Raw genomic sequence first — 18122 nt, forward strand, 5'->3', positions numbered from 1 at the left:
ACAGCTTCTGAGTATTATGCAATGTTGCCGCGTGTGAAGCGAATCACTTCGAGGAGCCCGGTGCGGTAGTTCCGCACGCCGGGATCTGTACGGGGGCGGCCGGGTAACTGGCCGTCCTACCGTGATGGGAACCTGTAGTTCGGCGCTGTCGAGCACTTGCTGGTAGCGCCGCTGCTGGTTGGTCAAGGTATCCAGGACCGTGGCATCTCCGCCTTGCATGTCGACTGTGCAGAGTTGTACCGATACTGAAGCACCAGCGGCGATGCGCTGTTTAAGCACGCGTTCATTGCAGATATTGTCAATGACTTCTACAGGGCGGTTGGTATCGGCTGGATTCAGGATCTGAACATTGATGGGATCGCCATAGGTTTGCGCAGCGATGGTGCCAGACAGGCTGAGCAGTGCCGACGCCAGCAGGCTTTTGGTCAAGTCATGGCTCAAACAGGCGGTTAAGCAAAATTTCAGGTCGCGCATTATTATCTCCGAACATTGCGGTTTGGTGATCGTGGAAGTTATGCGGTCAATGCCCACTGACCACGAGCCACCCGGTCAGACCCCGGGTATTGACTTAGACTGTGGCTGTTGCAATCCCTGAAAGTCTTCGCTCAGGATCATCAGGCGTTGTTCGAGGTGGTGGCGCTGGGTTTCGGACAGGCTGGCATCGAGCTTGACGATCAGCTGTATCAGGCCGGTGCGCAGTTGCGTGCGCGCCTGCACCAGATCCACTGGCAAGCCCTGGAGATCCGCCAGCCAGTGGGTTAAAAAGCTCCGCAATTGTTCACTGTCGGCTCCGCGTCTGAGCAGCACGATCAGTGCTTGGCGTTGCTGATCGCGGTAGGTATACCAACTGGTGGCGGTGTCCGGCAAGGTGGCAATCTGCGTGCGCACCAGCTCACGCTGGGCGGGGGACAGTTTTCCGGTGGTCCATTCAATATTGTCGATATAGCGTTCGATGCGCTTGCGCTGGCGTTTGGCGAGACTGGCCGGGGTGTCATCGGTCACGTCTTCAAGCGCCTGGTCGTGGAATTTTTTCTCCAGTGCGTCAATTTGCGCGTCACTCAGAGTTGCCAGCAGCGGGGCGGTGGTGGCGGCAAACAGGCGCGCATGGCGCTGATATAGCGGCTCGATTTGATCCATCCAGGCGGAGACCTTGTCCGCTGTGAGTCCGACCTTGACATCGCCGGCCGCCTGGGTCAGCAGGGCGCTGAGTGCCGGGAGTTCGTCTTGGCGGTGCTGATCAAGCGCGCTGGCCAGTACCGGTCGCCAGATGGCGACCTGGCGATCATCCAGGCCGAGGTAGCGATCGGCGTAGAGTTCGATGGTAAATTCTGCCGTGTTGTAGGCGATTTGTACCCGCGAGCAACCGCTGAGGGTCAGGATCGCCAGCGCCGCCAACAGTATCAGCCCCAGCCATCGCCGGATGTTGAGTGGCTGAAGTGATGGCCGCTGTTGCCACAGGTGTGGCAAAGACGCCTTGAGGTGGCAAGGCTGCGGGCGGCTCGGATTGGGATGGCGCAGGGGAGGCTTCGGCACGGGGAGATCCTGTCGGGTGATGAAAGTTCAGGGGATTGGATTGACGCTCATCAAGACCAGTTGGTCTAATCGCAAGGCTTGATATAGGCTCTGGTTTGATAGGCTCAATCCGAGCCAGGCTGAAACTTGTTTAGGATGGATGCTCGTATGTTACTACAACCCGTGATCTTGTCTGGTGGCTCAGGTTCAAGACTATGGCCATTATCGCGCGAGGCCTACCCCAAGCAGTTTCTGCCACTGACAAGCGAACACAGCATGCTGCAAGAAACCGTGCGACGAGTCGATGAGTTGGCCGCCGAGCATCCACAACTTGGCATTGAGTCGCGCGCGCCCATCGTGGTGTGCAATCAGGCGCATCGTTTTCTGGTCGCTGAGCAATTCCGGCTGATGAACCGGGCGCTGGCGGCCATTGTGCTGGAGCCGGTGGGCAGAAATACCGCCCCGGCGCTGACCCTGGCTGCGCTGGTGGCCACGGCCGAGGGTGCCGATCCGGTGCTGCTGGTGATGCCGGCCGATCATGTAATTACCAATAATCCGGGATTTCGCGCCGCTGTGGCGGATGGTTTACAACTGGCGGCCGAGGGTGCGGTCGTCACCTTCGGGATCGTGCCGAGCAAGCCAGAAACCGGCTATGGCTATCTGCGCCAGGGGGAAGTCGTGCAATCCTTGCCCGCTGCGCCCTTGAATGGTCCAGCGTTCCGGCTGGAGGCCTTTGTCGAAAAACCCGATACCGAGCAGGCGCAGACCTATCTGGCCTCGGGCGAGTATCTGTGGAACAGTGGCATTTTTATGCTCAAGGCCTCGCTGTGGCTGGAGTTGATCGAACGCTTTCGCGCCGACATGGCGGCAGCGGTGCGGGCAGCCTTGCCGGAGTACAGCGGCACGGAGGAATTTATTCATCTCTCCGCCAAGGCGTTCGAGGCTTGTCCCAGCGACTCCATCGACTATGCGGTGATGGAGCCTCTAAGCGCGAGCCGGGAGCCGGAGGATCCGAAGCTCTTGCTGGTACCGCTGGATGTTGGCTGGTCAGATGTCGGTGCCTGGTCGGCGCTGTGGGAGGTGCGCGATCAGGACGAATTGGGCAATGTGTGCGAAGGCGATGCCTTTGCGCATGATTCGCACAATAATTTGTTGATTGCCCAGCATCGCATGCTGGCGGCGGTGGGAGTGGAAGACCTGATTGTGGTTGAGACTGCCGATGCGGTGCTGGTGGCCCATAAGGATCACGCCCAGGATGTCAAGGCGGTGCCGCAGTTTCTGAGCACTGCCAAGCGCAATGAACATCGTGATCATCAGCGCGTGCATCGCCCCTGGGGGTCTTACAGCGGGATTGACCGCGGGCCACGCTACCAGGTGAAGCGCCTGAGCGTGAAGCCGGGCCATGCACTGTCGTTGCAGATGCACCACCACCGCGCCGAGCACTGGATTGTAGTCTCAGGCACGGCGCGGGTGACCTGCGAGGATCAGGTGCAGTTGTTAACGGAAAATCAGTCCACCTATATTCCGGTGGGTGCCCGCCATCGGCTGGAAAATCCGGGCACCATTCCGCTGGAGATTATCGAGGTACAGTCCGGCAGTTATCTGGGTGAGGATGATATTGTGCGCTTTGAGGATGTGTATCAGCGGGTTGAGGAGACGGATAAACCCTGAGCGCTGGTGGTCGCTTTGAGTGCCGGCAGTGTCTTTAGGGATTGCTGGATGGCGGGGGTTGCTCCGGTTGCCAGGCGGTCTGCGGCTCGTACTGTTCCAGGCGTCCGCGCAGCAGGGCGAGACGTTGTTGCGCCTCGGTGGCCGGCGCGCCATGATCCTGCTGCTGTCTGAGCAGGCTTTCGCTTTGCTCCACCAGTCGTTCCAGTTGTTTGGCATCGAAGATTTCCACCGCTGCCGCCACCTGCTCGGCTGGAGAGGATAACAACGTGGGGATTAGTTCGTGCACGGTAATTGGGCTGTCCGGATCGAGCAGGTCAGCGACCAGCGGGTGTTCGAGCAGGCGAAAGTGCAGGGCGCGCGCCCGTGCTTCGTCGCTCAACGCTTGGCGCGCGACTGGATCTTGGTCGCTGTGGCGGTGCATGACCTGCATAATGACCTCAATCAGCCTGGCCAGAGCCGCCTTGGACTGGCTTTGATCGTCGGGCAGGCGGCAGGCTTGCTCATAGTGACGTTCCAGGTCCTCCTGAAGCTCCTGTATCTGCTCGCTGCCAGCATTGGCGGGCAGATCCCTGGCACGCTGGATCAGTGCGCGAAAGCTGGTGCGGAAAGCGGCGAGTTCGGCTTGATCGGCACGCTGCGCGGCCAAGAGTTCCTCCGGCTCGGCCTGCCAGGGCGGCCAGGCAAACAGCGGGTTGTTATGCCGGCGCTTGAGTTGGCGTTCGCGCCGACCTGGACGCTCAGTAAAGGGCAAGTCCATCCTGTGTCACTCTGGGATGCCGGCGCATCCCCTCCTTATTAGATTTATTGTTTGGGACCATTCTCATGGAAAGAACCTATCGCTTGGTCATCTCCTGCCCCGATCAAGTAGGCATTGTGGCGGCTGTCAGTGATTTTATCGCCCGGTTGGGGGGGTGGATTACCGAGGCGCACCATTATACCGATCCGAGCAGTCAGTGGTTTTTCATGCGCTATGTCATGCGCGCCGACTCTATTCCGTTTGAGCTTGATGAGTTTCGTGCTCGCTTTGCACCGACGGCGCAAACCTTTCGCATGCACTGGTTTGTCAACGACAGTGGCATCCGCCCGCGTGTCGTGCTGCTGGCTAGCAAGCAGGCGCATTGCCTGTCCGATCTGCTGTATCGCTGGCGCAGTCATGAACTGGACTGTGAGATTCCGGCGGTGTTGTCCAACCACGACGATCTGCGCAGCTACGTCGAGTGGCATGGCATCGCCTATCATCATCTGCCAGTGGATCGCTCCGATAAGGCGCGGCACTTTGCGGCGGTGCAGGAGTGCATTCGGGAGGCGCAGGCCGATGTGATTGTGCTTGCACGCTATATGCAGATTCTGCCACCGGCGCTCTGCGCCCAGTATCCGGCACGCATTATTAACATCCACCACAGCTTTTTGCCGTCCTTTGTCGGAGCCAAGCCCTATCATCAGGCCTCGGAGCGCGGGGTTAAGCTGATCGGCGCCACCTGTCACTATGTCACCAGTGAACTCGATGCCGGCCCCATCATCGAGCAGGATGTGATGCGGGTCAATCATCACAACACGGTCGAGGACATGGTGCGACTGGGGCGGGATGTCGAAAAAATGGTCCTCGCGCGCGGGCTGCGTTACCACTTGGAAGATCGCGTGCTGGTGCACAAGAACAAGACCATCGTCTTTAACTGAGCATCCCGCCGCCGGGAGGAAAACCACCGCCCGGTGGGAAGCCCCCGCCGCCGGGCGGAAAGCCCCCCGGGATGCGCCCCTGCATCTGGCGCATCAGCTTGGCCATGCCACCGCCTTTCATCTTTTTCATCATCTTCTGCATCTGGGTAAACTGTTTGAGCAGCTTGTTGACATCTTGCACCTGAGTGCCTGAGCCCATGGCAATGCGCCGGCGGCGTGATCCCTTGATGATGTTCGGAAAGGCGCGTTCCTTCGGGGTCATGGAATCGACAATGGCGATAAATTTGCTCAGGTCATTGTTGGAATTGACTTGCTGGCGCACCTTGTCCGGCAGCTGTCCCATGCCTGGCAGCTTGTCCATCAGCTCACCCATGCCGCCGAGCTTGTTCATCTGCTGGAGCTGGTCGCGGAAGTCAGCCAGGTCGAATCCTCCGCCTTTGTGGAGTTTTTTCGCCAGCTTCTCGGCCTTCTCCTGATCGACCTTTTGCTGCATGTCCTCGACCAGGGAGACGACATCGCCCATGCCGAGAATGCGCGAGGCGACGCGATCCGGATGGAAGGGTTCAAGCGCGGCGGTCTTCTCGCCAATGCCGAGAAACTTAATTGGCTTGCCGGTGATCTGGCGAATCGACAGTGCCGCACCGCCGCGCGCATCGCCATCGGCCTTGGTCAGGATGACCCCGGTCAGGGGCAAGGCGTCATCAAAGGCTTTGGCGGTGTTGGCGGCATCCTGGCCGGTCATGCTATCGACCACGAACAGCGTCTCGATGGGGTGCAAGGCGGCATGCAGGGCGCGGATTTCCTCCATCATGGCTTCATCAATGCCGAGCCGCCCGGCCGTGTCGATGATCAGCACATCCTGGAATTGTTTGCGCGCCGCCTCGGTGGCCTGTCGGGCGATGTCCAGGGGTTGATCGGTGCTGGCGCTGGGGAAAAAGGTAGCGTTCACCTCTCCAGCCAGGGTGCGCAACTGATCAATGGCTGCCGGGCGATACACGTCGCAACTGGCCAGCATGACGCGCTTTTTGTGCCGCTCCTGCAGAAAGCGCGCCAGCTTGGCGCTGCTGGTGGTCTTGCCCGAGCCTTGCAAACCGGCCATCAGGATGATGGCCGGAGGCTGGGTGTTGAGCTCCAGTTCCTCGTTGGCCTCACCCATCAGACTGACTAGTTGATCATTGACGAGCTTGATCAACACCTGTCCGGGTGTCAGACTCTTAGTGACTTCGGCCCCGAGCGCCTGCTCGCGCACCTGTTCCACGAAGCTGCGTACCACAGGCAGGGCCACGTCGGCCTCGAGTAGCGCCTTGCGCACTTCACGCAGGCTTTCCTTGATATTATCTTCTGTCAGCCGCGCTTGACCGCGCAGGCTCTTGACGACTTCGCCAAAACGTTCCTGAAGGGTGTCGAACATCAGCACATACGCCGCGATGAGCGCGGCAAACCTCCATTAATAACAGTTAAAGACAACTTGCCGGCGGAAAACCCCGCGCCATAAAATCCGATGCTTTGGGCATCAGGCGCCCGATGCGTTCCCTGCCCGCAGGCTTTGTGAGATGATGAGAACATGAAGCAGCCCGTCCTAGCCCTAGCCAGCATCGGCCTCTATTTGGCGGCCTCCGCCCTGATTGCGTACCGCCTGTTCATGCGCGACCGTGAGGCCTTGCCGCCACGCGCGCTCGCCTTGGGTACCGCCTTTGCGGGATTGATTCTGCATACCTGGCTACTCTACCAAACCATCTTCAGCTCCGCCGGGCTGAATCTCGCGTTCTTCAATGCCATGTCACTGGCCTCCTGGACGGTGATCGGCTCCTTGCTGGTGCCAAGCATCAACAAACCGGTCGAGAATTTGGGCATCGTGCTGCTACCAATCGCAGCACTGACCATCCTGCTGGATGCGATTTACCCGCATATCGGCTTCATGGGTGACAACGCCAGCTGGATTCTCAAGCTCCATGTGCTGCTGTCCATGCTCGCCTACAGCCTGCTAACCCTGGCCAGCGTGCAGGCGATTTTGCTCGCGGTGCAAGATTACTACCTGCGCAAGCGCCAGCCCGGCGGCTTCATCCGCTCCCTGCCGCCATTGATGACCATGGAAGCCCTGCTGTTTGAAATGATCAGCGTCGGCTTTGTGCTCCTCACCCTGGCATTGGTCAGCGGCTTTGCCTTCCTCGATAACATGTTCGCCCAGCATCTGGTGCATAAAACCGTGCTATCGGTCTTTGCCTGGATGGTCTTCGGCGGCCTGCTGCTGGGACGCAAACTCTGGGGTTGGCGCGGCCGCAAAGCCATCACCTGGACCCTGAGCGGCTTCATCCTCCTGCTGTTCGCCTACTTCGGCAGCAAAATGGTGCTTGAACTCATCCTGCACATCCCGATTTAGCCCGTGCCGGGATAGGGGAGAAGCGAGGCGCAAGCATGCAATGCAAGAAGCGGAAACTTTCCTTGCGTTCTTGGGTATAATGGCGCGCTTAACAACGCCGATGTAGCTCAGGTGGTAGAGCAACTGATTCGTAATCAGTAGGTCAGCGGTTCAAATCCGCTCATCGGCTCCAAATAAAATAAGGGCTTATCGGAAACGGTAAGCCCTTTTCTTCGTCCGTAGTGCACTCATGGCGCACCCGGCAACTGCCCGATTGACCAATGCTCGCCGGTGGGCGAAGGAGACCGAAACCGGCATCAAGCGTGGTCGTCACTTCAAAAAGCCGACCGAGCCGCGCGGTCGCATGTGCTTTCTCTCGGATCAAGATTGCGAAGCTTTGCTGAAAGCCTGCCGCGAGGCGTCCAACCCCTGGCTGTACACTGCTGTTGTGGTGGCACTCTCGATTTGGGGTGCGCAAAGCCGAGTTGATGGGCTTGACCTGGAAAGATGTCGGTCTGCAAGCGTAACCGATTAATTATATCCGCTCATGGAGATCCTGCTCTTGGACGTATGCGCCATGATCAGCTGTGCCGAAAGTTGGGAGGCGATGGAGGAATTTAGCCGGGAAAAGCTTAGTTTGTCCAAGCACTTTGCTTGCATTCGCGATTCGCGACCTACGGATTTTGGCAGGCTGCCTATGCGAGTCAGGCTGATGTCAGCTCGTAGTCAACGCAGGGGTCGATAGCCGTAATTAGCAGGTGGGCCAGCTGCTTGAGTCTGGCGCGGTCACTGGTGTTGTCAGGCGGTAGCTCGCTCAATGCCTGATTTAATACTCCCTGCGGATGAAAGTTCCATTCGGTCGGTGCCAGCACCTGATGGCTCTCGACCCGGTGATCGTGTAACACCAGCCGATGAATCAGTAAACCGCGTGCGGCCTGAACGGCGGTGAGGCTGCTGTGCGGGCCAGTGTGTTTTGTCCTTATGATGGATGTTGGCTGAGGAGGCTCAGTTCCCGGCTTGACTTTGTGCCTGGCTTCCAATTCCAGCTCCGATGCCAATCCAGCCAGGGTTTGCGCCAGCTCAAGCAAGAGTGCGGCAAAGCGGGTGAGCAGACCCCGGCCATAGGTGTGGCTTAGGTCGGTAATCAGGGGGGCTGTCGCCACGCGTGCCACAGGGGTGGTTTCCAGGCAACAGCCATTAAGGCTTGGAGCGGCGATGAAGGCCTCTGCGTTGGCACTGCTTAGATGGTGTTCGATGGCGCTTAGGTCAGGCTGGGTGAGTAGACTTGTTCTGGCCTGGCCGAGCGCTTCCAAGCCTTGCTCGTGCAGCTGGCGCGCGAGCGCGGCAGCCGGTGTTGGTGTGCTCTCCGCCCAGTGTCGCCACTGAGCAAGGCTGTTGCAGGCCGTTAGCCAGTCGGTGGCGGACATGCCCAGGGTCGCCTGTTCGCTCAACGTGATCAGCTTGCGCAAGGTATTCCCGGTCTCGGTCTCGACCCCGGCATTAGTATTCGTCGTGCTTGGGTTCGTCAGATGCGCGCCGGGAATGAACAGCTCGCTCGCCGCGCCCAGTTTGAGCTGAGTTCGCAACGCATGCCAGCTGGCCATGATCTTGGCCATGCGTGCATCCTCGCGCGGCAGGTCGAGTAGGGGAGGCCAGTCGAGCAGCAAGCGCCACAGATGTTCTTTGATCAGCTCCGCCTGCAAGCATTGATGGCGGGCGCGCTGAGTCGAGGTCGGGGGCGTCAGATTCAAAATGGATTCGGCCGCTGAGACAAAGGCCTGGGACTGAGCGGTGGAACACACGCTATAGAGCAGCGGAATTTGCCGTGCCACCTCAGTCAGCGGTTTTCCGGCGAACACTCGCGAGGCCGTCAGCGCACGTGAGGAGCGGGTCGCAACCTGCCACTGGGCACCGTCCCAGGTCAGCCCAATGTTGATGTGTCCAGCCAGATCGTTCATGCGGCCAGCCTAATGCTTATCATCCACCAGATTCAGGCGCGGATAACCCGCACCGCCCGATCGTTTGGGGTCCGCGCTTCGGCCACCTGAGTGCGCGTTTCAATTGGCGGCTGCCCGCTGCGACGGTCGAAGATCACCAGCCAGCCGCTGTTAAGCTCCAAACCGGCCAGATAGCCATCGAGCTGCATCAGCCCTTGCGCGAGCGGATCCGGGCGCCCATCGCGCCAGACTTTCAGCTCAATGCCCAGCGTCACGGCACCATAGCGCAGGCACAGATCCATTCGCCTGGAGCCAATGGCATATTCACGCTCCAGGGTACCGCCGCCGTTGACTACCCGATGCAGAAAAGCCATCAATACCAGATGTGGAGCGATTTCAGCGTAGGGCGCACTCCTGAGCAGTGGCTCGCCGTGCTGACGCCAAAAAGCAAGAAAAGCTTTCAGCAGTCGCTCGGGGTTAAGTTGGCCTTGGTCATCCAGCCAGCTCGGGGTGATGCGCGGCAACGAGGCCTGAGGCACCAAAGCCAGGGTGCGTGGCAGCACTTCGCGATAGATGGGATTGGCAATTTCGATCCCACCACCATCGGGTTGCCGCAACAGCCCGAGATCGATCAAATACTCAAGGTCGTGGAGCGGGAGCTGCTCCAGGGCCTCACCGGCCAGCATGGGTTCAATAATGTGCCGCACGCGCGCCCCGCTCAGTTTGTCAGCCAATTGATCGAGGTGGGTAACACGGTGTTGGATCAAATGCTCCTTGGCCTGCTCGATGAGCTTGATATCAATCGGGCGGCTGCGGTCGCGGCCCTCGGGTCGGCGAAAACACGTCTCATAGGCCAGGGCATTGACTAGCCAGGGCTGGCCTTGAGTGAGCGTCCAAACGTGCTCCAACGCCTCGGGAGTGAAGACCTGACCGGTTTCCTCAGTGTGTTCTTGCAGCAGGGCATGAGTTTCCGCTGCGGTAAAATCTCCCAAGCGCAGCGATTCGGCCTTGATGTTAAAGGCACTGTCGCCGGTGATGGGTGCGACTTCGGAGCGGGCGTGGATGCGATAGTCACGCTTGGCATAAACGGCCCGATAGCGCCCGTCGCGATTGAGATATTCCATCAGTGTCAGCAGGCAGGACGTCTTGCCGGTCTGGCGCGGAGCATGGAGCAGAAAGTATTTCTCCTGCTCAATCAGCCTGAGGATGTCTTCCAAGGCCCAGCGCTGCAGCGGGGGCAGGCAATAGTGTTTGTCGAGCTGGATCGGGCCTTCGGTGTTGAAAAAGCGCATGTTGTAGAGCACGACATGTCAGCTAAACCGCATAGTCATGGCTAAAGTCACGACCACAATCGCAGCGGCTGTTGCCGGCTTGCAGAAAGGCCCAGCAACGTTTGCACAGGGGTTGCGTGGCCACTGCGGGTGAGTCCAGTGCGGGGGGAGCGGCAGCGGTGTCTTGCGCAGGTAAGCGCTTGAGATCCAGGGGAGGGAGCTGGAGGCTGTATTCGCTGGCGAGTGCATTCAGGTCGATGCCGAGGCGCTGTGCGTAGTCGATGATGGCAGCGGCTTCCTTCTGGTCGCATTCACTATCACTGAAGGCGATGGCCAGGCCGCCGATGATGACCAGCTTGGCTTCGTCGCTGCCGGATTCGGTGCCGTGCAGGGCACGGAGGATTTTCTCTTCGTCGCCGAGAAAGGCGGCAATGGCATAGTCCTGGATTTTTTCGATCAGTTCGGCAGAGGTGTAGGCGTTGAAGACTTCGTTAGCATGGTTTTCGATTAGAAAACGCTTGAGTCCGGCGATTTCCTCAGGCATGAACCGCCCATTGCGGGAAGCGACATCGCCGGCCACCGCACAGAAGGTTTCGATGAACTGATTATATTTTCCACGCTTAATGCGTGATCCCAGTCCTCTGAATGCCTTGCCGGCACCGCTGACGAAATCCATGCCGGCATTGATAAAGCCCTCGCCTCGTTGTTGCCATTGATTGGCCATGCTGCCTGCTCCTGTTTGCTGTTAAGGATCAGTGGTGCGGAATCTGTGCTTGGGTTTGTTGATCAATCGAGTGGCCAATGCCGGCGTCCCTCGCCCCTTCGGCTTCTCGCCGGAAAGAGGTGAGGGATGCCTGGCTTTTCTTGTGCGCTGAGTGCAGCGCAATGCGCGCTCAGTTGTCCTGGATCGGGTTACCGAACCATTTGTTGCGCGCCAACTTACGGGCCATATCGACGGGAATGATCAGGATCGCCAATGCCAGCACGATGATCCATTCCGTCAGCGACAGTCCGACGGTGCGCAGAATTTCGCCGCCGAAGGTGATGAAAAAGACCTGAATCAGCATGATGCTGGGAATGATGATGCTGAACAGCCGGTTATCGAGCAAATGCTCGAACAGATCCAGTCCCTGGGTGCGGGCATTAAAGGTGTTGAATACCTGCACAAAGACGAAGAAGGCGAAAAAGGCGGTGAGGAACTTGGCCTCGGCCGCAGCGCTGCCGATCTCGTGCCCGCCGGAGAACCAACCCTGGGTGGTGGGACTGGTCAGGAACAGGATGCTCAGCGCGGCGATAATGCCACCGTTGATGAGGATTGACGACCACATGTCGTTATTGATCAGCGGTTCGTCCCGTTTGCTCGGCGGTTCGTTCATGTAACGCTGCAAGGCAGATTCGCCGGCGAAGGCCAGACCGGCCAGAGTGTCCATGATGATGTTCAGCCACAGCAGCTGGGTCATGGTAAGCGGCAGATCGAAGCCGAAGAACTGCCCAAGGAAGACCACCAGAATGGCGGAGACATTCACGGTGAGCTGGAACACCAGGAACTTGCGAATCGACTTAAACAGGGTGCGCCCGTAGAGCACCGCCTTGGTCAGGGACGAGAAGTTGTCGTCGAGAATCACGATGTCGCCCGACTCCTTGGTCATCTCGGTGCCGCTGCCCATGGCAAAGCCGACATCGGCATTTTTGACAGCCGGAGCATCGTTGACGCCATCGCCAGTCATGCCAATGACCAGACCTTCCTCCTTGGCCAGCTTGACCAAGCGGCTCTTGTCGGTCGGGAAGGCGCGGGCGACCACATAGAGATGCGGCAGAATCTTCTTCACCTCAGCATCGGACATGGTGCTTAGCTCGGTGGAGGTCATAACAATGGCCTCGGGATCGTCTTCGAGCAGGCCGACATCCTTGGCGATGGCCTGCGCGGTATCCTTGGCGTCGCCGGTGATCATAACCACATGGATGCCGGCATCCTTGGCGGTTTTGACTGAGGCATAGGAGGTTGGACGCAGCTCATCACGCATGCCGAATACACCCACCAGGGCCAATGCGGTGGGCAGCTCGGTGGAGCCATCAATAGGCGTGTCGGTGACCGCTACTGCCAGCAGGCGCATGGCACGCCCGGACAGCTCGGCCATGGCGGCATCCAGAGCGCTTTGATCAGTCAGTGCCTGCTTGTTGCCCGCGCCATCGAGCCAGTGCGTGCACTGCTTCAGAATGACCTCGGGGGCACCCTTGACCAGGGTCAGGTTGCGCTCGCCCTGGACTTGCGCGGCGGAGAACTTGCGGGTGCTATTAAAAGGGATCAGGTCAACGGTCTCGACCTCGCCGCCGCCGGCCAGATAGGGGGTGACAAAGCGCAGCAAGGCCTGTTCGGTGCGGTCAGCGCCGACCAGCTTGGGATCCTGCGGATTGCTGGCGTCGATGACTGCACTGGTGTTGTTGCGCAGGGCAAAGCCGGCGGTATCACGCAATGCTTGCGGGATGACGTCCAGTTGCTCGAAGCGCTCCCCGCTGCCATTGAGAAAGGCACCGACCTGGAGCTTGCCCTGGGTGAGGGTGCCGGTTTTGTCGGTAAACAGCATGTTCAGGCTGCCGGCGGTTTCGATGCCCAGCAGCTTGCGCACCAACACCTTTTCGCTGAGCAATTGTTTCATGTTAATCGCCAGCACCATGGCGATCATCATCGGCAGGCCCTCCGGCACTGCGACCACGATAACAATGATGGCCAGGATCAAGGCCGTGACGACATCACTGAAGATCGCGCCGGCTGCCTGACTGCTCCAGTAAGCCTCCAGTCCACCCCCCTGCAGGAAGATGGTATTGAACATGAAGGCAACGAAAATAAAGCTCGCGCCCACATAACCAAAGGTGGAAATATGCCCACCCAGTACGCTGAGCTTATGCTGCAAGGGCGAGAGCCGATCCTCGGCACTGAGCAGCTCTTTCATGGTTTGCCCATAACGGGTCTTGTCGCCCACGGCGGTGGCGCGCATCACGCATTCGCCATCGACCAGCAGGCCGGCACGGGCCAGTTGATGCTCCTCGGTGGCAGCATCGGCGGTGGCTGAGTCGGGCAGGGCGGTCTTTTTCACGGGTTCCGACTCGCCGGTCAGGGCGGCCTCGTCGACCTCGGCGTGCCCGCCAATCAGCAGGCCGTCGGTGGGGACGGTATCGCCGGGCTGGAGCAGGATATGGTCGCCTACCACCAGCTCGTTGATGGAAATCTCGGTCAGGTGGCCGTTGCGGAAGGTCTTCACCTTGATCAGCGAGGCCTCTTCGAGCAGGCGTTGAAAGGATTGCTCGTTGCTGTATTCCGACCAGGTGGCGACGAAGGTGGCGATGACCACCGCAAAAGCGATGCCGACGCTTTCGTACCATTCGGCATAACCGAAAATCGTCAGCACGACGGTGACCAGCAGCGCGACGATCAAAATGATAATGATCGGATCCTTGAGATTTCCGAGCAGTTTGTCCCAGAAGGTTTCCGACTCCTGGCTGGCGACAGCGTTTGAGCCGTGGTCGCGGCGCGCTTGCTCGACCTCGGCATCCGCGAGTCCGGAATAATTGAACTTCATGATCTAAAAATCCTCTGCAATGTCCCTGGAGCCAGCGGTCATGGACGCTGTGGCGGGTGGCTCCAGGGCGCGGTGATGGGTTGAAGGTGCCAGGTCATCATAAGTGTCAGATCATCATAGGTGCCAGCCGGGCGATGCCTGGCTTACAATTCTGTAACGCGACTGCCAACAGTGGCTGACATTACAATCTTGACATGCCATCCTAGCCGGTAATGTTGTGACCTGACGATCAAGACCCAACCTAGGGTGGGCTGGGCTGGATGAATTTTCAGGTCCCAATCCACTTTCGATCCACTGTAAGTATAAGTAGAGGAGTACACTATGGCCATTAGTCTACAAAAAGGCGGCAATGTCAGTCTGACCAAAACCGATCCCAGCTTAACCCACGCAGTCGTTGGGCTGGGCTGGGATGCTCGCTCGACCGACGGGGCGGACTTCGATTTGGATGCCAGTGTGTTTCTGGTGGGTGAGTCCGGCAAGGTGCTGTCTGATGGTCACTTTGTGTTCTATAACCAGAACACCTCTCCGGATGGCGCTGTAGTCCACTCAGGTGACAATCGCACCGGTGCCGGCGAGGGCGATGATGAGACGGTTTCCATCGAGCTGCCCAAGGTAAGCGCGGATGTCACGCGCATCGTTTTCGCGGTCACCATCCATGAGGCTGAAAGCCGCAACCAGAATTTTGGCATGGTGCGTAATGCCTTCATGCGGGTGCTCAACAAGGACAGTAACAACGAAATTGCCCGCTATGACCTGTCGGAGGACTACTCGATCGAGACGGCGATGATCTTCGGCGAGGTTTATCGCAATGGCGATGAGTGGAAGTTCAAAGCGGTCGGACAGGGCTTTGCCGGTGGGCTGGCGGCACTGGCGAAGGATCACGGCGTCAATCTCGGCTGATGCGCCGGGGTGAAGTCAACATTCGGGAGATTGTCTGATGCCTACCTTCACCATCACCGGAGACATCGACCCCTTCCTGCATGTCAGTCTCAGCAAGGGCGAGAAGATTTTCTGCGAGTCTGATGCTATGGTCATGATGGAAGAGCCGCTTCAAGTGAAGGGGCAGCTGCGCGGCGGCATCGGGCGGGCGCTGATGCGCCGCATGGCCAATGATGAGTCGCTGTTTCAGCAGGAAATCGAGGCAGTGACCGGCGACGGTGACTGCCTGCTCTCTCCTGCGCTGCCAGGCTCGATTGAGCTGCTGGATGTAGCGCCGGGGGCGGATTTCGTACTGTCGGATGGCAGCTTTCTGGCCGCCGAGTCAGGCGTGGAGGTGAATCCGCGTTTGAACACCCTCGGCGGTGGTTTGTTTGGCGGCACCGGCGGTTTTGTCATCATGGAAGCACGCGGGCACGGTAAGCTGGCGGTGTCTGGCTTTGGCTCGATCTTCACCCTTGAAGTGACCCCGGACCGCGAGACAGTGGTCGATAACAATCATGTCGTGGCCTGGTCCTCGGCCTTGTCATTCGAGGTCGGAACGCCAAGAACCGGTGGCGGCTTTTTTGGCAACATCGTCAATTCGGTCACCTCCGGTGAAGGGCTGGTGATTCGCTTCCGGGGCCAGGGACAGGTGGTGATTTGCTCGCGCAATCACGCTGTGTTTCAGGCTGGACAACAAGGCTGATCACCGCAATACCCCCCCGATGTGACAACCGTGATAAGCGTGATAAGCCACGATAGTGACTAGCAATCAGGCACGCTCAGCGTGCAACAGGAGAAAGTAATGGGCGTCAATTTGCAGAAAGGACAGAAGATCTCGCTGGACAAGGAATCCGGTGGCGGGCTCAGCCGGATCGTCATGGGGCTGGGTTGGGATGCGGCGGAGGGAAAAAAATCCGGCATGCTGGGAGGGCTCTTTGGCGGCGGCGGGGGTGGCGATATCGATCTTGATGCCTCCTGCCTGCTGTTCGACGAGCAGGGCAATCCAGTGGATGCGGTCTGGTTCCGGCAACTGCGCAGCAAGGACGGGAGCATCCAGCACACCGGCGACAATCTCACCGGCGAAGGCGAGGGCGACGATGAGCAGATCAAGGTGGATCTCACAGCGGTGCCGGCCACGGTTAAAAGCCTGGTGTTTACCGTCAATAACTACACCGGCCAGGATTTCTCCAAGGTTGCCAACGCTTTTTGTCGCATTGTCAATGGCGCCAACAACAGCGAAATTGCCCGCTATGATCTCAGTTGCCAGGGATCGCATAACGCTATGGTAATGGCCAAGCTGTATCGGCATAACAATGAATGGAAAATGCACGCCATTGGTGAAGCGGGTCAGGGTCGCACCTTCGAAGAGCTTCTTCCGCAGATTAAGCCGCATCTTTAAGGCATGACCGAGCCGCACACCGAGGTTAATGTCGCGCTGGACACCGGGGTGCTGCGGCTGCGGGTGCGCGAGGCCCGCTATTCGCTCCAGGACCTGTGCGGCTTTGCGGCGCGTGACAATCCCAAGCGCGGCTTTTTGTTCGTCAGCAAGGTGCTGGGCAAGCACTGGCCGGCCAGACCCAGCCAGATGCAGGCGCTGCACAGGTATCTGGCCGGGCGGCTGGAACTCGGTCCCGGCCCCTGGTTGTGCCTCGCCATGGCGGAAACCGCCACCGGTCTGGGGCAGGGCGTGTTCGAGGCTCTGCTGGAGCGGGCACCGGAGGCTGAAGCGCTCTTTGTGCATTCCACCCGCTACCATTTGGCCGAGCGCCCGCGCCTGGCGTTTCAGGAACCGCATTGCCATGCGCCGGAACAATGGTTGTACGAACCGCTTGAACCTGAGTTGCGCGCGCGCTTTCTGGGCGCGCGCGAGCTGATTCTGATCGACGATGAGATCAGCACTGGCACCACCTTTTGTAATCTGATCGCCGCCTATCAGCGGCGCAATCCACAGCTACAACGGGTGCATTGTGTCGCCATCACCGATTTTAGCGGCGCGGCGGCCGCCGCCAACTGGTCTCAGCGGCTTGGCGTGCCGATCAGCACCGAGGCGGCGCTGGAGGCCGATCTGGCTTTTACGCCCGCCGAGCGTGCGCTCGGATCACCGCCACCGGCGGCGGTGGGTGACAATCGGCGCCGGCCCGAACAACTGGCGCAGCACGACAGTGGTCGGTTGGGCATGGCGACCCGTTTGAAGCTGCCCGAGGCCGATGTGCAACGGCTGGCCCAGGACTTGGCGCCGGGGGCCAGGGTGCTGGTGCTGGGCACTGGCGAATACATGCACCTGGCCTTTCGCCTTGGCCTGGAACTGGAGGCACGGGGGCTGGAAGTGCGGGTTCAGGCCAGCACCCGCTCGCCGATTCGCCTGGGAGCTGATATTCAGCGCCGCTTGGTGTTTCAGGACAACTATGGTGAAGGAATTCCGAACTACCTCTACAATGTCGATCCGGCCGCCTATGAGCGGATTATTCTGTGTCACGAGACGCCGGTGGAGGATTTGTCCGAGCTGCTGCATTGCCTCGGGGCAGCCAGCATGACGTATCGGCATCCCGAGCCAGTCGTTCCCCATCCACCCGGTCGCATTAATGTTTGAACTGTCAATCAACAAAAGGAGGATCTCATGGCGATTAGCTTGAACAAAGGCGGTAATGTCAATCTGAGCAAGGAAGCGCCCAATCTGGAGAATGTTCTGGTTGGACTGGGCTGGGACGCGCGCGCCACCGATGGTCAGGATTTTGACTTGGATGCCAGTATTTTCATGACCAAGGAAGACGGCAAGGTGTCGAGTGACAGCTACTTTATCTTCTACAACCAGTTAAAGTCGCCCGAGGGCTCAGTTGAGCACACCGGTGATAACCTGACCGGCGCCGGAGAGGGGGATGATGAGTCCGTGCATGTCACCCTGTCGAAAGTGCCAGCGGAGATTCACCGCATTGTCATCGTGGTGACCATTCACGATGCCGAGGCGCGGCGGCAGAATTTTGGCCAGGTCAGCAATGCCTTCGTGCGTCTGGTCAACCGCGACAATAACCAGGAAGTGGTGCGCTTCGATCTGTCTGAGGATTACTCGACCGAAACCGCCATGACCTTTGGCGAAATTTACCGCCACGGTGGTGACTGGAAGTTCAAGGCGGTTGGCCAGGGTTACGCTGGCGGTCTGCGGGCGCTGGCGCTCCAGCACGGCGTCAACGTCGGCTGA

At 59.2% G+C, this 18122-nt stretch carries 16 protein-coding genes and 1 tRNA gene; 9 read left to right on the top strand and 8 right to left on the bottom strand.

The annotated features are described in order from the left end of the window. Together CKO36_RS10070 and CKO36_RS10075 are read right to left on the bottom strand one after the other, a co-directional pair. Positions 1-474 (bottom strand): hypothetical protein (locus CKO36_RS10070; RefSeq protein ID WP_200283932.1); only part of this gene is annotated, 474 nt, incomplete at its 3' end. Between the two features lie 75 nt (positions 475-549). Continuing rightward, positions 550-1533, bottom strand: a complete 984-nt coding sequence (locus tag CKO36_RS10075) for a DUF6279 family lipoprotein (RefSeq protein ID WP_200283933.1) — start codon at positions 1531-1533, stop codon at positions 550-552. A 147-nt stretch (positions 1534-1680) separates the two neighbouring features. Here CKO36_RS10075 and CKO36_RS10080 point away from each other — a divergent pair, with 147 nt between their 5' ends. Then, positions 1681-3183 carry a mannose-1-phosphate guanylyltransferase/mannose-6-phosphate isomerase gene (locus CKO36_RS10080; protein WP_200283934.1) on the top strand — a complete coding sequence of 501 codons (1503 nt, stop codon included), beginning with the start codon at positions 1681-1683 and terminating at the stop codon, positions 3181-3183. Positions 3184-3217: 34 nt separating this feature from the next. On the opposite strand, the gene CKO36_RS10085 is transcribed toward CKO36_RS10080, so the two are convergent. After that, positions 3218-3940 carry a hypothetical protein gene (locus CKO36_RS10085; protein ID WP_200283935.1) on the bottom strand — a complete coding sequence of 241 codons (723 nt, stop codon included), beginning with the start codon at positions 3938-3940 and terminating at the stop codon, positions 3218-3220. 65 nt (positions 3941-4005) lie between these two features. On the opposite strand from CKO36_RS10085, the gene purU reads away from it, so the two are divergent. Continuing rightward, complete coding sequence (gene purU / locus CKO36_RS10090; RefSeq protein WP_200283936.1) at positions 4006-4860, top strand: formyltetrahydrofolate deformylase; 855 nt, start codon at positions 4006-4008, stop codon at positions 4858-4860. Here the strand turns inward: purU and ffh are convergent. Beyond that, the gene (gene ffh, locus CKO36_RS10095) at positions 4853-6271 is read right to left on the bottom strand and encodes a signal recognition particle protein (protein ID WP_200283937.1); all 1419 of its coding nucleotides are present in this window, start codon (positions 6269-6271) and stop codon (positions 4853-4855) included. The two genes, purU and ffh, sit on opposite strands and share 8 nt — an antisense overlap. 153 nt (positions 6272-6424) lie before the next feature. Between ffh and CKO36_RS10100 the strand changes: the two genes are divergently transcribed. Both CKO36_RS10100 and CKO36_RS10105 read left to right on the top strand, forming a co-directional pair. Next, on the top strand, positions 6425-7240 hold the full coding sequence (locus tag CKO36_RS10100) for a cytochrome C assembly family protein (RefSeq protein ID WP_200283938.1): 816 nt from the start codon (positions 6425-6427) through the stop codon (positions 7238-7240). A 96-nt stretch (positions 7241-7336) separates the two neighbouring features. Beyond that, positions 7337-7412 (top strand) — tRNA-Thr (locus CKO36_RS10105). Between the two features lie 511 nt (positions 7413-7923). Here CKO36_RS10105 and CKO36_RS10110 read toward each other — a convergent pair. From CKO36_RS10110 to CKO36_RS10125, 4 genes are all read right to left on the bottom strand, one after another. Then, on the bottom strand, positions 7924-9177 hold the full coding sequence (locus CKO36_RS10110; protein WP_200283939.1) for a hypothetical protein: 1254 nt from the start codon (positions 9175-9177) through the stop codon (positions 7924-7926). A gap of 32 nt (positions 9178-9209) precedes the next feature. Next, entirely contained in the window at positions 9210-10460 is a 1251-nt protein-coding gene (locus CKO36_RS10115; RefSeq protein ID WP_338053453.1) for a type 2 periplasmic-binding domain-containing protein, read from the bottom strand. A 10-nt stretch (positions 10461-10470) separates the two neighbouring features. Next, positions 10471-11151: a TerB family tellurite resistance protein gene (locus CKO36_RS10120; RefSeq protein ID WP_200283940.1), complete on the bottom strand. Its 681-nt coding sequence runs from the start codon at positions 11149-11151 to the stop codon at positions 10471-10473. Positions 11152-11320: 169 nt separating this feature from the next. Then, on the bottom strand, positions 11321-14005 hold the full coding sequence (locus CKO36_RS10125) for a calcium-translocating P-type ATPase, PMCA-type (protein WP_200283941.1): 2685 nt from the start codon (positions 14003-14005) through the stop codon (positions 11321-11323). A 321-nt stretch (positions 14006-14326) separates the two neighbouring features. On the opposite strand from CKO36_RS10125, the gene CKO36_RS10130 reads away from it, so the two are divergent. The 5 genes from CKO36_RS10130 to CKO36_RS10150 all read left to right on the top strand — a co-directional run bounded on the left by CKO36_RS10130 (position 14327) and on the right by CKO36_RS10150 (position 18122). Beyond that, positions 14327-14905 carry a TerD family protein gene (locus CKO36_RS10130; RefSeq protein ID WP_200283942.1) on the top strand — a complete coding sequence of 193 codons (579 nt, stop codon included), beginning with the start codon at positions 14327-14329 and terminating at the stop codon, positions 14903-14905. A 37-nt stretch (positions 14906-14942) separates the two neighbouring features. After that, the gene (locus CKO36_RS10135; protein WP_200283943.1) at positions 14943-15629 is read left to right on the top strand and encodes a TIGR00266 family protein; all 687 of its coding nucleotides are present in this window, start codon (positions 14943-14945) and stop codon (positions 15627-15629) included. Between the two features lie 99 nt (positions 15630-15728). After that, the gene (locus CKO36_RS10140) at positions 15729-16325 is read left to right on the top strand and encodes a TerD family protein (protein WP_200283944.1); all 597 of its coding nucleotides are present in this window, start codon (positions 15729-15731) and stop codon (positions 16323-16325) included. A gap of 3 nt (positions 16326-16328) precedes the next feature. Further along, complete coding sequence (locus CKO36_RS10145; protein ID WP_200283945.1) at positions 16329-17516, top strand: phosphoribosyltransferase domain-containing protein; 1188 nt, start codon at positions 16329-16331, stop codon at positions 17514-17516. A gap of 27 nt (positions 17517-17543) precedes the next feature. Then, positions 17544-18122 carry a TerD family protein gene (locus tag CKO36_RS10150; protein WP_200283946.1) on the top strand — a complete coding sequence of 193 codons (579 nt, stop codon included), beginning with the start codon at positions 17544-17546 and terminating at the stop codon, positions 18120-18122.

Origin of the sequence: Rhabdochromatium marinum, from assembly GCF_016583795.1 — a bacterium.
Lineage (GTDB): Bacteria > Pseudomonadota > Gammaproteobacteria > Chromatiales > Chromatiaceae > Rhabdochromatium > Rhabdochromatium marinum.